The organism is Paenibacillus sp. A3, assembly GCF_001399685.1.
Lineage (GTDB): Bacteria > Bacillota > Bacilli > Paenibacillales > NBRC-103111 > Paenibacillus_G.
The window spans coordinates 1-15,852 of sequence record NZ_JTHN01000052.1; the positions used below are offsets into that span (position 1 = coordinate 1).

Sequence of the window (15,852 nt, forward strand, 5' to 3'; positions counted from 1 at the left end):
GATGAAAAGAGGCGGCGTTACTTTCAAGCTGTTCGCGATCACGGCGTCTTTTTTCATGTTGTTCTACGCGATCGTTCTGCTCGGGCAGCTGCTGTTTTTTGAGAAGTTTTACCAGAACCAGCGATTGGCCGGATTGGAAAAAAAGCTGGAGTCCTTCAGCGAGCAGTATGCGTCGAACCGCTGGGACGAGCCGCGCATTACCCGCGAGATGGGACTGTTTATCAGCCAAAATAAAGCCCAGCTCGCGATCTTGAATCCGGAAGGAAAAGTGAAATACGACAATTTTTTTCGCATCGTCATCCGTGACGATAAAGGCGTTCAAGTCAAAGTTTCCTTGATGCTGATGTCCGATTCCGACCAGAAGGAGTTGCTGGCGGCCCATTTGCAGCGCGGCGACCTGGTTCAGGTGGAGGGCGTATTTGAGGACCCGGCCAAAGATTTGATCTTTCCGATCGTTATTCGAAAAGCGGGGATGAAGGATATCGGCAGCGTGGAAACCAGCTCGATCGAAGGTCAGCTGGAGCAAGTGTCCGGCGTCATCACCGACGCGCTGCTGCCCAGCCCGAATCTGTGGAATTTGCGCCAAGGCTTAATGTACCTTGCCATTGAGGAGTGGTTCCCGCTTACCGACGAGCAGAAGGCCGATTTGCAGAGCGGCAGGATGATCGAAAGAGAATGGACGGAGACGCTTACCGGCGTGCGCAGCTTTATCGCGGTTCAGCCCGTGATGCGGGATGGCAAAGTGAGCGAGCTGCTCTTCGCGGTCACGTCGCTGCAGCAGATTAGCGAGGCTTACGACGCGCTGCGGCTGTTCTACCTGTATATCGGAGTCGGGGGCATTGTGCTGATCCTGCTGCTCTCGCTGATTTTTTCCAAATTCGTGACCAAGCCGCTGCTTACGCTTAATAAAATCGCGCTGCGCATGGCCAAATTGGACTTCTCCGCCAAATCGCCCATCCGGAGCACCGACGAGTTCGGCAGCTTGTCCCACAGCTTGAACAGCTTGTCCGAAACGCTGGATCATACGCTCAAGGAGCTGCATCAGGCCAACGAGCAGCTTCGGGCGGATATGGAGCAGAAGCAGCGGATGGAGCAGCGGCAGAAGGAGTTCGTCTCCAACGCCTCCCATGAATTGAAAACGCCGCTCAGCATTGTCAAAGGCTTCGCCGAAGGGCTGCGGGATGGCATCAGCGAAAGCAAGCGCGAGAGATATCTGGAAGTGATACTGGACGAAACGGGAAAAATGGAAGATCTCGTCAAAGATATGCTGGAGCTGACCAAGCTGGAATCGAAGACCATCAAGCTGAAGAAGAGCCGGTTTATGGTGAGCGAGCTGATCGAGGATATCGTCGACAAGCTGTCGCATCATTTGAACGAAAAGGGCTTGAAGGTCGTTCATATGGCAGCGGGCGAGCATCCCGTCTATGCGGATCAATCCAAAATCGAGCAGGTGTTGTTCAACATTTTGATCAATGCGATCCGTCATGCCGTACCCGGCAGCGAAATTACCGTCCGCATCGAGAGCGACGGGGAGCGGCTCAAAGTCTCCATCGATAATGAGGGAGAGAACATTCCCAAGGATCAATTGGATGACATCTGGGAACGATTTTACCGTGCGGAACGCTCCCGTAACCGGAAAACCGGCGGAACGGGGCTGGGGCTGGCGATCGTCAAGCATATTTTGGAGCTGCACGAAAGCCGGTACGGGGTAACGAATACCGAGAAGGGCGTCAGTTTTTATTTTATGTTGTAAGCAGGAAAGCAAATCACGAGGGAAAAGCATCGGTTGACTCGACTCCGGGTTCGGAGCTCGACGAGGCCGGTGTTTTTCATTTTAATTACAGAAAAGGTTGACGCATTCCTGGGGGCTCGTTTATGATAATCCAAATGATGGAAGGGAGGGATTGGGTTATGAATAAAAAGACCAATCGAAGTTTTCGCTTCGTTGTAAGCGCTATTCTGGGTTTATCCATGCTCTCATCCTTGATTTATTCCGTTCCGGCGCCGTCACTTGCCGCAGGGCCGCTTCCGGCCGATATGAATCTGGTGAAAAACGGAGGCTTCGAGCAGGACAAGGCCGACTGGGAGGATTGGGGATCGGCGACAGTGGTAACTACCGACGTTCAAAGCGGTGCCAAGGCACTAAAGCTTGGTCCCACCGAAGGCGGCATGGGGCAAAAGATTGACGGGATAGGCGAAAATACGATCGTTACGTTAAGCGGCGCGGGCAAAGCCGGCACCCCGGGCGAAAAGGCCTGGATCGGAGCGGACTGCCTTGATGCCTCCGACAAGAAGCTGGCAGGCGGCAAATTTGTGCTGGGCTTCGAATCGGCGGCTTACGAGCAGAAGGCGCTCTCGTTCCGGACGGTTCCCGGCACCCGGAAAGTGCAGGTTTACGTTTACAAAAATCCGGATAACGGCAAATTTGCCTATGTCGATGACGTCGCTCTCAAGATTGGCGGCAGCTTGCCCGACGATGATCCGCCGATCAAGTCGGTAGGTCCGCTCCCGCCGCCGCATCCCCCTGGCGTGTTCTTTGACGACTTCAAGAACGGCATCGATCCTGAAAAATGGCTGATCGCGAAGCAGCAATGGGGCGGTCAAGACGTGAACGGCGGCGTGCTTCCGGCCAATGTGGCCGTCACCCGGGACGGCATCGTGGAGCTAACCGGCAACGGAGATCTTTACAGCGGACCGGTCCGGGGAATCAATCGGGACGGCTCGGTGCGGGCGGACGGCAAACGAACCGGAGCGTCTATTGTGACAAAATATGCCTATGCGTCGGGAAGCTATGAAGTGAGAGCCAAAATATTGCCGAAGCTCGGCGCGGTGTCCGCCTTGTGGACCTTTTTCAACAATGGTGAGGTCAATCATGAGATCGACTTCGAAGCGCCCGGTGACAAGAGTCTCCGGAAGATCATGACGACGACCTGGGTCGTCGAAGCGCGGAATACTTCGCAAGTGACGGACTTTCCGGAGCAGATCGACGGCAATTGGCATGTGTACCGGTTCGATTGGCATACCGATCCGAAGCGAGTCGATTTTTACGTCGACAATAAGCTGATTTATACGAGTTATACGAACGTTCCGCGGGCGGCCTCGAAATTTTGGCTTGGCGTCTGGTTTCCTAAGGAATGGGCAGGTACGCCTAACTTTACTACCGACAAGATGTACATCGATTGGGTAAAAATTACGCCGTTTCTGGAGAAGGGGGATGTCCGGGCAGGGAACGGGGAAACCGGCGAAATCGGTCCGGGCACCGGCTGGGCCGGATTGAACGAATATCCCGCTCCGAGGTAAACGCGTCAGGCAACCAATCGGCCGTACTCGCAGCGAAACGTCACCGAACATAAATCAAGCCCTTGGCCGCTCCCGTCGGGAGAGAAGCCAAGGGCTTGTATATTTTAATCCAATTGTCCATGCTCCGCCAGCAGGGTGACGGCTAAAATAAACATCGCGTGCGACCAAGTCAACGGAACGACCCAAGCGGTTTCTCCCGTTTGCTTATCGACCTGTTCGGGCAGCAGCCCTGCCGCCGTCCGGTGATCGAGCGCCCATTGCAGGAGCGACTTGGCTTCGGCGTATTGTCCGCGATGAATGCGGTAATGGCACAGCCACAGCGTCGTTAAAATCCATGGATTGCCGCCAATGTAATGGTCGTTCTCGTAACGCTTGATGCCGCCGACCGAGGGAGACGTCAAATATTGCTCGATCGTATCGGCTGTGCGGGCCATGCGCGGATCATCGGCCGGGAAGACTCCGAACGGAACGGAAATGCCGATCAGGCTGATGTCGACGATCGGGTCGTGCTCCAGAAAGTAAGTCGTATAGCCTTTCGCATTGACGCTTACGGAGGTGCCGAGTCCTTGCTGCTGGGCTTCGCGATATACCGCGTCCGGCACCGCCAGCTTTAAAGCGCGGTAGAAGGCGCCTTTCTCCTCGTTCCAGCACAGCTCGCCGATCGACTGGCGGATGCGCTCCGCCGCGAGACTCCATTCAGTTGCCAGCTCCGGTTTGCCGAGCCGTTCGGCAAAAGAGGCTGCCGCCGTCAAGCCGCCAAAAACCGCGCCCGCCGAATACGTGTGCTCGGCGAATCGCTCTTCCCATAGGTCCATGCTGCAAGCGGGCAATCCGGTTTCCGCATCGATGTAGCCGGTAAGGAAGCGGGCGCCCCGTTCGACGGCCGGCCATACGTTTTGCAGGAAAGCTTCATCTTGCACTTGCAGATAATGCTGCCACATGCCCCAAATAATCGAGGCGCCTTCGTCGATCTGCAATCCCCAGGACGGAGCCAGCCGGCCGTCGTGGTAATGCCGCTGCTGCCAGGAGCCGTCCGGGTCCTGGGCCGTGAGGGTCCATTCGTAAAACTTCGCGGACAACTCCGTCAGGCCGACGCGGTCCAGCGCCGTCGTAATAAACGCGGCGTCGCGGCCCCAGCAGTAAGAATAGCCCCCGCAGCGGGAAAATTGCTCGTCGAACTCGGGAGCGGCCACGACGCTGCCGGACTTCTCGTCGCTCATCAGCTTCATTGCCAGCAGCGAACGCTCGTACAGCTCGCGGATGTCGCTTCGCGATCCGGGGGCAGGCACGGCATCGCTCAGGAACCGGTGCCAGTAGCTCTCCGTGAAGTCGTACCAGTACGTATGCGGCCGGCTTTTGGCTTTGGCCAGCGATTGCTGGGAGGCAGAGCGCGTCTGGCCCGCGGCAATGTATACGGGCACCTCGACTGCCGCGCCCGGCTCCAGCTTTTCAATATGCCAGCACAGCGCGCCGTCCGGTTTCATGTCGATCCCGTTCCCGTTTAAATCGCCGGTCTGCGCGTTTTCCCACACGGCGGCTCCGGCTTGGTATCCTGTGCAAACGTTTGAACTGGAGACCGAAAAAATATACTCGTGCCGCAGGTGCATGAGCGAATCGTGGGTTTCATCGAACTGGGTCGTATGGTAAAAAGGCGTTTCCATCGAGCGGAACGACGAGTAATACATAAAGCGGAACGATACCGGCGCCTCGCCGCGGTTCGTGAACGTATATTGGCGGACGATGAAATCTTCGCCCGGAACGGCGTAATCGACCGTCTCCGCAGACAGCGGGAAGCGATCGGAAACGGCCGTTGTCTTAAACATGTTCGTCCGGGGCACGTAGGAGGCTTCGTGCCGCCAGCCGTCTTCCTCGCCGTCGAACCAAGTCGTCCCCGGTGTGGTCCCCTCGATGTACAGGCCGCTGCGGATTTCGTCCACATGCTGAGGGTAGTCGATATGCGGCCACCACAGGCGGTACATCCGGCCGGTGCGGCCCAGGGAGGCGAGAAAACGGGAATTACCGACGATCGCGTCGATCAAGTAAGGCTTTTTCGTTGTGTACATGTGCTGTATCTCTCCTAGTCTTTTGCTTGAATGAGGGACGATTCCCGCACGATCAGTCGGTGGGGAATGATCACGCGCTTTTGGGGCATAGCTTCGCCTTTTACGGCCCGAATGAGCGTTTGCGAAGCGGTGTAGCCGATCTGGTAAATCCCGATATCCATGGAACTGATCGGCGGCGTCGACAGCTCGGACAACGAGATGTTGTTGAAGCCGACCAGGCTGAGATCGTCCGGAACCTTGTAGCCGAGCTCCGTCAGTCCGCGCAGCACGCCGAAAGCGACGACGTCGTCAATTGTTACAAGCGCCGTCGGCCGTTCGGGGAGACACATGAAAAACGACATGGCTCGGTAGCCGCTTTCCTGCAAAAAGTCCCCCTCGACGATCCATTCGGGGCGAGCTTCGATCCCGGCGTCCTTGAGCGCTTGCAAATATCCTTTCATCCTGTCGCCCGAAACGATCAGATTCGGCGGGCCGCTCACAAATCCGATGCGCTTGTGTCCTTGGGCGATCAAATGGCGGGTAGCATCGTAAGCCGCCTGCACGTTGTCGTTGTCCACCGACAAAATATCGGGAAACTCGTCGCTTCGCCCGATCAGGACAAAAGGGAAGCCGTGTTCGAGCATGAACGAAATGAGCGGATCGCTTTGACGCGAATACAGCAATATCACGCCGTCGACCCGCCGGCCCTTGACAAGCCGGGTAACGGCTTCAAGCTCTTCCCGCTCCGTTGTCCCCGTCGTCATCATGAGATCGTACCCCGTACGGGCCGCTTGGGTAACGATGCCGCGGATCACCTCGGAAAAGAACAAGTTCAGGAACAGCTCTTCCGCCGGTTTGGGCAAAATTAAGCCGATGGTATTTGTCGTTTTGGAGACGAGGCTCTTCGCCATAATGTTGGGGTGATAGCCAAGTTCCTTCAGGACTTCCCTCACCTTGGCGGCGGTCGCCGGACTGATCCGGGGATGATTGGAAAGAACGCGTGATACGGTGGAAGGGGAAACGCCGGCTTTTTTGGCGACGTCGATGATCGTGATTGCCATGGATGCATAACCTCCGGATGTTCTGGTGATAGGAGAGCCGCTTTCTTGCGGGATGTTTGGCAGCAGGACGCTGTCCTGCAGGAATGAGGCTGCGTATGTTCCCCATGGTAACATATCCGAGACGCCAAATGTAGAATGTGAGTTTGTGCAAACGTTTGAACAAAAATACATGCACAAATGCATTCCATTTTAGGTTTAATGTTAGCGCAAAAGCAGGACAGTTGTAAATATGCGTTTTCAAAATGATCACAAAATGGTTTATTTTCCCCAAAATACGGCTTGAGATACTGGAAAGTTGAGAAAATGGAAGGAATAGGGGGATCAGAGTAAGGAATTTTGCCAAAATCGGCTTAAATGGGGTGTGCAAACGTTTTTACAATTTTTCGTGCGCGAGGTATGATGTGTTGTGAATGAAGCGTTTCCAAGCTGGGATATCGACGGAAGTTAAGTTGTTTTTAACAAGTATTGCAGCTTGGCGTGCAAAGGTTTGCGCTATTTGATTTTCGTAAGCGCGAAGGCAGGACGACTATCTTAGAATCTGAAAGGGGTACTCAAAAAAATGGAATTTAAGAAAAAGCTCTTGGCGCTGGTTGCCGTATCTTCCTTATCCGTCTCGATGGTAGCTTGCTCCGGCACGAACAAACCGGAAGCCGAGACTCCGTCCGCGAACAACAATGCGCAGTCGCCGGCGGCAGCAGGAGAAGCGGGTGCTTTGTCACCGGAAGCGGGCGCCAAGCTGGTAATCTGGGAGAGCAAAGATGAACGCGTGTTCACTGATGAAATAGCGAAGCTGTTTACCGAAAAATACAACATTCCGGTTCAGATCGACGAAATCGCTCCAACGGACCAGGTTACCCGACTGACCAACGACGGTCCGGCCGGCGTAGGCGCCGACGTGGTAGTGTTTCCGCACGACCATTTGGGCCGGGCCGCATCGGCGCAATTGATTCTGCCGAACGATTCGTTTGCCGAGGAAACGAAGAAAAACAATACGGACAACGCGATTCAAGCCGTTACCTTCAACAACACGCTGTACGGTTTTCCGCGGGCCGCTGAAACCTATGCGCTTTACTACAACAAAGAGCTGGTGAAGGAAGCTCCGAAATCGTTCGAGGACGTCGTTGCGTTCAGCAAAACGTTCACGAACAAAGACAAAAATAAATTCGGCATCATGTGGGAAACCGGCAATACTTACTTCAACTATCCGTTCATCGCTTCGACGGGCGGGTACCTGTTCGGCAAAAACGGCACGGACAAAACCGATATCGGCTTGAACAGCGAAGGCGCAATAGCAGGGATGAAGGTGTACTCTAGCTTGAGAGAAATTTTGCCCGTGAAATCCGGCGATATCAACCCGGACATCAAGCGGGGACTGTTCACGGCAGGCGATGTCGCGATGGACATCAACGGTCCGTGGGAGCTGGCCGGCTACAAGAAAGCGCTTGGCGACAAGCTCGGCATCGCTCCGATTCCGACGATCGGAGGCAAGCCGGCGGTATCGTTCTCCGGGGTAAAAGCATGGTACGTCAACTCCTTCTCGAAATATCCGAACGCGGCCAAGCTGTTCGCCAAATTCGCTTCCAGCAAAGAAGCGCAGCTTCTGCTGCACAAGAAGGTCGGAGCGATCCCGACGAACAAAGAGGCGCAAGAGGACCCGCAAATCAAGAACGATCCGATCATGTCCGGCTTTGTCGCGCAGTTCAAAAATTCGCAGCCGATGCCGTCGATCCCGGAAATGGACAGCGTCTGGAATCCGCTTGATTCTGCGCTGACGGAAGTATGGAACAACGGCAAAGATCCGAAAGAAGCGCTCGATACGGCGGCTACCCGTCTGAAAGAGCTCATCAGCAGCGGCAAAAAGCAATAACGGACCGGGAGGCCGGGCAAGGGTTCACCCGTCGGGAATACGGCGGGTGATTCCACATTTTTTTCGGGGAGAGGAGCATCGTCGTATAATGTCTCAACATCGGATCACCGCAGCGGTGCTGTCATGCATCGGATTAGGCTTAGGACAATGGTATAACCGGCAATGGCTTAAAGGGCTGGTGCTGCTGCTCATCGAGGTGGCGGCGCTGAAGTATTTTGTCCAAAATTTAGGCCAGGCGCTGTGGGGGATTGTAACGCTTGGCGAACAGGCGATGCATCTGGAGAAGGTGAACGGTATTGCCAAAATGGTTCCCGGCGACCACTCCATCTTTTTGTTGATCCAGGGTGTCATTACCTTGCTGGTGCTTGCCTTGTTCATCCTGCTGTACGTGCTTGTCGTCAAGGATGCGTATCTCGTCGGAAAGCTGCGGGAAGCGGGGGGAAGACCGAATAATTTCATTCAGTCGCTTGCCTTTATCCGGGACAGAAAATTTGCGGAAGCGTTTCTGATGCTGCCGGCGGCGGGCATTTTGTTTTTCACCGTCATGCCGATCATCTTCATGATTCTGCTATCCTTCACGAACTATTCTTCTCCGAACCATATGCCCCCAGCCAAATTGGTCGACTGGGTAGGGTTTCAGACGTTTAAGGACCTTGTCGGACTCAAGACATGGAGCCATACGTTCTTCGGCGTTTTACGCTGGACGATCATTTGGGCGGTATTGTCCACCATAACGACCTTTTTCGGCGGGTTTCTGGTGGCCCTGATCATTCAGCAAAAGGATATCCGCTTCAAAGGGTTTTGGCGGACGATCATGATCATACCTTACGCCATTCCGCAGCTGATCTCTCTGCTGGTGATGCGAAATCTGTTCAACGGCCAGTTCGGCCCGATCAACCAATATTTATCGTATTTCGGACTGGAGAAATTGCCGTGGCTGACGGACCCGATTTGGGCCAAGGTGACGGTTATCGTCGTGAACATGTGGGTCGGCGTGCCCGTTTCCATGCTGCTGATCATGGGCGTTCTGACAACGATCCCGCGCGATATGTACGAGGCGGCGGAAGTGGACGGGGCGACCGCGTTTCAAAAGTTCAGAATCATTACACTGCCGATGGTCATGTTCACGACGGCTCCGATTCTCATTACGCAGTTTGCGGGGAATATCAACAACTTCAATGCGATCTTCCTGCTGACGGACGGCAATCCGGTCGAAGGGGAGTATCAATACGCGGGCGCAACCGACCTTCTTGTCACCTGGTTATATAAGCTGACGCTGAATCAAAGCCAGTTCAACATGGCCTCGGCCGTCGGCATTATCATTTTCCTGATCATCGCTTCGTTCTCGATCTACAATTACCGCAGGACCCGTTCGTTCCGGGAGGAGGATATGATCCAATGATAGGGAGAAAATTAAGCAATGCGATTCGGCTGACGTTCAGCTATCTGTTTCTGATCGTGGCGTGCATATGCTGCTTATATCCGGCGCTGTGGGTCATTCTGGCCTCCTTCCGGCCGGGCCGTTCCTTGTACAGCAAAACTTTGCTTCCCGAGCAATTCGTGTTCGAGCATTACACGGAGCTGTTCACGTCCAAAAGCTTCCTGTTCGGCACCTGGTACTGGAACACGCTCAAAATCGCCACTTTATCGATGATTTTCGGGACGTTAATGGTGCTGCTGTGCGGCTACGCGCTGTCCCGGTTCCGGTTCAAAGGACGCAAAACCGCGCTGTCCACCTTGTTGATTCTCGGGATGTTCCCCGGGTTCATGAGCTTGATCGCCATTTATATTTTGCTGAAGGAATTGAACCTGCTGGATACGCATCTGGCGATGATCATTGTCTATTCCTTCGGCGCTCCGCTGCTCGGAAGCTTTATTGCCAAAGGCTTTTTCGATACGATCCCGCGCAGTCTGGATGAGGCGGCGCGAATCGACGGGGCGAATAACATTACGATCTTCGTCAAAATCATGCTTCCGCTCTCCAAGCCGATGCTCGCCTATGCTGCGCTGACGCAGTTTGTCGGCCCTTGGATCGATTTTATTTTCGCGCGGATGGTGCTGCGAACAAGAGACAAATGGACGCTGGCCGTCGGTCTGTACGACCAGATCAGCAGCAACCAGAACAGCAATTTTACGCTGTTTGCGGCTGCGGCCGTGCTGATCGCGGTTCCGATTTCGCTCCTGTTCATTTATTTGCAGCGTTTCCTCGTGGAAGGGCTGACTGCGGGGGCAAGCAAAGGCTGAGTCGTACGTTGGATGACAAATCGAAGTGAAAAGAGAAGGGGACAAGTCCCGCATACTTGCGGAGCTTGCCCCTTTTTTCGTGCGCAGATTGGCTTTAGGGGCCGTCTTTTATTGCGCCAGCAGAAGACGGAAGCCGTTTGCGGGCAAGCGCAGATGCAATTCACCGCTGTCCGCGATCAGCTCTTCTTCGGTCAAGTGATCCTTCCAACGGTCGCGATCGACCGGCAAAATCAGCGTATCGGCTGCGGAACCCGCATTTACGGCGACGATAAAACGGTCGCTGCCCAGCGAGCGTTCGTAGGCCAGGCGCATATCGTTTTCCTGCGCAAACCGGAAGGTCATGTCGCCCGTGCGCAGCGCTTCGTATTGTTTGCGCAGCGCGATGACTTGCCGGAAGAACGCGAACAGCTCGCGGTCCTGCTTCTCCTCGTCCCATTCCATGCATTTGCGGCAGCCGGGATCGTAGTCTCCGGTCAGACCGATTTCGTCGCCGTAATAGACGCAGGGCGTGCCGGTCAGCGTGAATTGCAGCAGCGTAGCCAGCTTCATCCGCTGCTTGTCTTCATCGCAAAGGGTCAGCAGACGCACCGTATCGTGGCTTCCGAGCAGGTTGAAGGCGGCTTCGTTCGCTTGCTGCGGATAGCTGGCCAGGAGAGCGCCTAGAGCGTAAGCAAAGCTTGCGCCGTCCCGTTCCTTTTTGGCGGCAAACTCAATAATGATATTCGTCAGCGGATAGTTCATCACCGCATCGAACTGGTCGCCCATGAGCCATGGCATGGAGTCGTGCATAATTTCGCCGAGAATGTAGGCGTCGGGCTTGGCCTTCTTCACGACGTCGCGAAATTCGCGCCAGAAGCGGTGGTCGACCTCATTGGCTACGTCCAGACGCCAGCCGTCGATGTCCACTTCTTCGATCCAGTACTTGGCCACCTTCAGCAGGTATTCTTTTACTTCGGGATGCTCGGTATTCAGCTTGGGCATGATCGGCTCGTACGCGAACGTATCGTAAGTCGGAATGCCGTCCTTGACATCGAGAGGCCACTCCCGCACGTGGAACCAGCCGGCGTAACGGGAATCCGGTCCCTTTTCCTTGACGTCGAGGAAGGGAGGGAACGTGTGCCCGCAATGGTTGAAGACGGCGTCCAGCAGCACGCGGATGCCGCGTTCGTGACAAGCCTCGACCAGCTTCTTCAGCGTCTCGTTCGTACCGAAGTGAGGGTCTACCGTCATATAATCGGCGGTATCGTATTTATGGTTGGTGGTCGCTCTGAAGACCGGATTGAAATAAATGGCGTTGACGCCAAGCGCGCTCAGGTGATCCAAATGATCGATGACGCCTTGCAGATCGCCCCCGAAATAGTTTTTGGGCGTCGGCTCGCCGCCCCACGGTTCCATGCCTTCCGGATCGTTGCCCGGGTCTCCGTTGGCGAACCGCTCAGGGAAAATTTGGTAGAAAATAGCATCTTTGACCCAAGCCGGGGGCGCGAACACGTCTACCGGATTCAGGAAAGGGAAATCGAACATTTTGATGCTGTCCTTCGGCGCGTCGCTCACCATGCCGGTCTCGACAAACCAGACGGTTTCTTCCTCCGATTCCAGCCGGAAGGCGTACTTCATACGGCGCATGAGCGGCTGGACCGCTACATGCCAATAATCAAAGAGGGCATCGCTAACCCACTTGGTCATGGGGAGCTCTTCGACGGTCCGGTCCCACGCGTATTTGTCGCCGACGATCAAGGTGACCCGCTCGACGTCATCCCGCTTGGTGCGCAGGCGCAGATGGATCGTGCGCTCGTCGTAGGCATAGGCCCAGTTGGATTTTGGACGATGGTAAACTGCTTCCAGTAACATGATGGCATCCTCCTTGGCAATAAAAAAAGGTACAACCCCGATAGAAATACGAGGTTGTACCTTTTTGCTTGGTAGCATTGCCTTTAATTTTAGTAATACTATAGCATCTCTTCGGCGGAAACTCAAGAGTGATTCGACTTACTCACTGAGTTTTTTTGCCGGCTGCCATCCGGCCGCATTACGGCTGCCAGTTCACCGTTACGGTTGCCGTACCGCTGGAAGGCGTGGTGAACGTATGGTTGGAGCCGCCTTCCCAGGTGACGGAGCTGCCGTTTTTCTTGAAAAATTTAAATTCGATGGCTGTCCCCGCAGGAACGCTGACATCGTAATACCAGGTCGGATAAGCGTACATCACCTTGTTAAACAGCGGACCGATCGCTTTGGCCGGTTCCCATTGACCGAGCTCGCTCACGCTGCCCGTCAAATAAACGTTTTCTCCAAACGTCGTCGAGGCGTTGTTCACCACGAAGCGAACGCTGACCTGCTCTTTGGTCAGGAGGTTGAAGCTGCCGTACACGTTGCTGTCCGCCGCGCCGGCCGTTCTGACTTTGATGCCGTATTTGCCGGCTGCGGCCGCCGGTACGACGACTTTGATCTCGGTATCCTCCCAAGAGACGATATTGGCGCCGGTAATGGCCGTTGTGCCGAAATAGACCGTGCCCTTCGTCGAGCCGAAGCCCCTGCCGTCAATGGTGACGGTATTGCCGGCTTTCGCCATCATCGGGCCGACATGTCCGATCGCCGGAGCCGTTTGCGCAGCCGTGTACTGCCAGACGGATACGCCGCCGGCGGCCAGCGTGAACGAGGATGCGGCACCGCCGCTGCCTACGGTCAGGCCGCTACCGTTAAGCAGTCCTCCCAGCGCATCGGTGTAAGTGCCTGCCGGCAGCGAAGTAACGAGCCCGCTGATCGAGGCGGGGGAGGTCAGGCTGCGGTTGATGGCGACGACCGCCGTGCTGCTGCCGAATTTGCGCTCGTAGATGTAGACGTCGTTGTTGATCCACCGCTGCTGTGTTGTTCCGTAAGCGATCGCCGGGTTCGACTTGCGGAGCGGGGCCAGCTTCTTGATAACGTTATAGGCGGTGGTTCCCGTCGAGAACGAGGTCATCTTCGCCCGGTTGTTCGGATCGCCGTTCCCCGTCATATACTGCTCGGTTCCGTAATAAATGGCCGGTACGCCACGGGATGTCAGCGTAAAGGCAAGCGCCTGCTCCAGCTTCCGGTTGCTTGTGCCCGACAGTTGGAAACGGTCCATGTCATGGTTATCGATGAAGGTCACCTGATCGTTCACTTGGGCATAATCCGCAGCCGTTCCGGTAATCATGCCGTCCAGGCCAAGCATGGAATCCGTATTGTCGCGGAACACTTGCCGCACTTTTTGCCCGAACCGGAAGTCGAGCAGGCTCATGCCGCTTTCGTTGGCGAAATGATGATTGGCCGGATCCACCTCATTCGTGCCCAGAAACCATTCACCGAACGTGAAGACGGGCTTCGTGTTGTAGATGGAAGCCATCCAATTTTTTTGCCAGCCGAAAGGCATATGCTTGACGGCGTCCACGCGGATGCCGTCAATCCCGAGATCCAGCCAGGTCCGGATCGCTTCTTTAAAATACGTATCGATGAAGCTGTTATTGTGGTCCAGATCCGCAAGATCGAACAGGTTTTTGTAGATCCCGTTTTCCAGCGTCGAAAAGTCCGTTCCGCCGTTATGGTGGAAATAACGTTTCGTATCTCCGGTATAGCTTCCGACCAAGGCGCCGTTATTGTACAGTTTGCCGTTTTCCGCGAAGGCGGTGTTCGTCTCCATGGCAGGGGACGTATGGTTCGGCGCAAAATCGATAATGACCTTGATGTTTTTGGCGTGAGCGGCGTTAATCAGGTTCTGAAAATCGGTCATGCTGCCGAAGGCGGGATTGGTCTTTTTGAAATCGCGCGCCCAGTAGCCATGGTAGGCGGTGCTGTTCGCGTCGGAATAGTTGATGACGGAATAAATATTTTCGACAGGCTGAGAAATCCAGATTGCGGTTATGCCCATGCCGGTCAAGTAGCCGTCATTGATTTTATTGACGATGCCCTGCCAGTCGCCGCCGCAATACAGCTTCAGATTGCTGCTGCAGGTACTGTCGAACGCATTCCCCGTCGGATTGTTGCCCGGATTGCCGTCGGAAAACCGGTCGGTCACGATCTGGTAAATAACGTCCGTCGAAAAGTTTTGTTTGTTGGACACGGACGTATCCGGAGAGGCCGACGCCGCCGGCGAAAGCGGGGGCAGGGCCGCGGTCAGCGACAATGCAAGAACGGCTGCAAGAAATTTCGGGAATGTTTTCAATATCATGTCCTCCTGCTTCCTAAATTTTGTGCAAAATGAAACGCTTACATTTTTGTCGTTTGATCCGGCTTCCGATGAGTCACCCCCTTTAAAGCGAACAACCCCGGCGTCTCCTAAGAGATACCGGGGTTGTTTTTCAAACCGATAACGATATCGGTTTAAAAAATGCATGGCCCTTATGTTGATTTTCTACAAGTTTATTGTAAATTCGATTGTATGAATTTGTCAATCGAGAGATTTTTTTCTTCAGCAGGTCCTCGCAGTGTACGGCACGAACCTTTACGGCTTCGTCTTGCGCCAATACACGCCGGTCGTATCGATCGGAATGAGCGGCTCTTCGATGTTGTGCGCCTTCCTGTAATCGTGTACCGCGGCCGAGCAATAACCGATCGAATAGTCGTCGATAATGACATAGCCGCCGACAGATACTTTGGGGTACAGGTTCGTCAAGCTGTCCATCGTCGAGGAATACATGTCGCCGTCCAGCCGGGCGATGGCGATTTTCTCAATCGGAGCCGTCGGCAGCGTATCTTCGAACCAGCCTTTCAGGAAGCGCACTTGATCGTCCAGCAGATCGTACCGCTGAAAATTTTTGATCACTTCGGGTAACGAGACTTTCAGAAACTCCTGTTCGTGAAATATAGACCCCTTATCGATGGGATAGCGGGCTTCGTCCGGGGCAGGCAAGCCTTCGAACGAATCGGCCACCCAGACGCGCCGGTTCTTCACGCCGTTTGCTTTCAAGAAGCCTCGCATAAAGATGCATGCCCCGCCACGCCATACTCCCGTCTCGATAAAATCGCCTTCAATGTTGTCCGCGAGTACGGAGTCCATATGCCGATGCAAACTGTCCATGCGCAGCCTGCCGATCATACTGTGCGCGATTATCGGCCAGTCCAAGCCTTGCCTGCGGTTCTCGAAGGTAGCGCCGGGTTCGTGTTCCAGCCATATTTCATACAAAATCGTTTTCTTCAGCAACTCGAGATACAATTCTTTCGCCGTATCGCTCGGCATGCTCCCACTTCCTCTCGGTGTCATTCCACTAAATCCAATATATTCGGTTCCGCTGGCAAGGTGTGAGCGTTTGTCCTTCGCAATTCGTTTCGGGACTGCGCGAGTGGGCTGGGAAGGCCGGCACAGACGAAAATGTATTGACAA

General features: G+C 54.8%; 10 protein-coding genes. 5 read left to right on the forward strand and 5 right to left on the reverse strand.

The window, feature by feature from the left end:
- Nucleotides 1-1,753 (forward strand): cell wall metabolism sensor histidine kinase WalK (locus tag QJ48_RS07850; RefSeq protein WP_054973084.1); only part of this gene is annotated, 1,753 nt, incomplete at its 5' end.
- 158 nt (nt 1,754-1,911) lie between these two features.
- Nucleotides 1,912-3,300, forward strand: a complete 1,389-nt coding sequence (locus QJ48_RS07855) for a family 16 glycosylhydrolase (protein ID WP_054973085.1) — start codon at nt 1,912-1,914, stop codon at nt 3,298-3,300.
- Nucleotides 3,301-3,404: 104 nt separating this feature from the next.
- Here the strand turns inward: QJ48_RS07855 and QJ48_RS07860 are convergent, their stop codons facing one another.
- Together QJ48_RS07860 and QJ48_RS07865 are read right to left on the reverse strand one after the other, a co-directional pair.
- Nucleotides 3,405-5,363, reverse strand: coding sequence for a glycoside hydrolase family 15 protein (locus QJ48_RS07860; protein ID WP_054973086.1), 1,959 nt, complete (start codon nt 5,361-5,363; stop codon nt 3,405-3,407).
- A 14-nt stretch (nt 5,364-5,377) separates the two neighbouring features.
- Nucleotides 5,378-6,403, reverse strand: coding sequence for a LacI family DNA-binding transcriptional regulator (locus QJ48_RS07865; protein WP_054973087.1), 1,026 nt, complete (start codon nt 6,401-6,403; stop codon nt 5,378-5,380).
- Between the two features lie 559 nt (nt 6,404-6,962).
- On the opposite strand from QJ48_RS07865, the gene QJ48_RS07870 reads away from it, so the two are divergent.
- From QJ48_RS07870 to QJ48_RS07880, 3 genes are all read left to right on the forward strand, one after another.
- Nucleotides 6,963-8,270: a maltose ABC transporter substrate-binding protein gene (locus tag QJ48_RS07870; protein WP_054973088.1), complete on the forward strand. Its 1,308-nt coding sequence runs from the start codon at nt 6,963-6,965 to the stop codon at nt 8,268-8,270.
- Between the two features lie 88 nt (nt 8,271-8,358).
- The gene (locus QJ48_RS07875) at nt 8,359-9,672 is read left to right on the forward strand and encodes a carbohydrate ABC transporter permease (protein ID WP_054973089.1); all 1,314 of its coding nucleotides are present in this window, start codon (nt 8,359-8,361) and stop codon (nt 9,670-9,672) included.
- Nucleotides 9,669-10,514 carry a sugar ABC transporter permease gene (locus QJ48_RS07880; protein WP_193394410.1) on the forward strand — a complete coding sequence of 282 codons (846 nt, stop codon included), beginning with the start codon at nt 9,669-9,671 and terminating at the stop codon, nt 10,512-10,514. Before QJ48_RS07875 ends, QJ48_RS07880 begins: the two co-directional genes overlap by 4 nt.
- A 108-nt stretch (nt 10,515-10,622) precedes the next feature.
- Here the strand turns inward: QJ48_RS07880 and QJ48_RS07885 are convergent, their stop codons facing one another.
- The 3 genes from QJ48_RS07885 to QJ48_RS07895 form a co-directional block, all read right to left on the reverse strand.
- Complete coding sequence (locus QJ48_RS07885) at nt 10,623-12,365, reverse strand: glycoside hydrolase family 13 protein (protein ID WP_054973090.1); 1,743 nt, start codon at nt 12,363-12,365, stop codon at nt 10,623-10,625.
- A 178-nt stretch (nt 12,366-12,543) separates the two neighbouring features.
- Nucleotides 12,544-14,700 carry an alpha-amylase family glycosyl hydrolase gene (locus tag QJ48_RS07890; RefSeq protein WP_157261558.1) on the reverse strand — a complete coding sequence of 719 codons (2,157 nt, stop codon included), beginning with the start codon at nt 14,698-14,700 and terminating at the stop codon, nt 12,544-12,546.
- Nucleotides 14,701-14,973: 273 nt separating this feature from the next.
- Nucleotides 14,974-15,708, reverse strand: coding sequence for a TylF/MycF family methyltransferase (locus tag QJ48_RS07895; RefSeq protein WP_054973092.1), 735 nt, complete (start codon nt 15,706-15,708; stop codon nt 14,974-14,976).
- Nucleotides 15,709-15,852 lie beyond the last annotated feature (144 nt).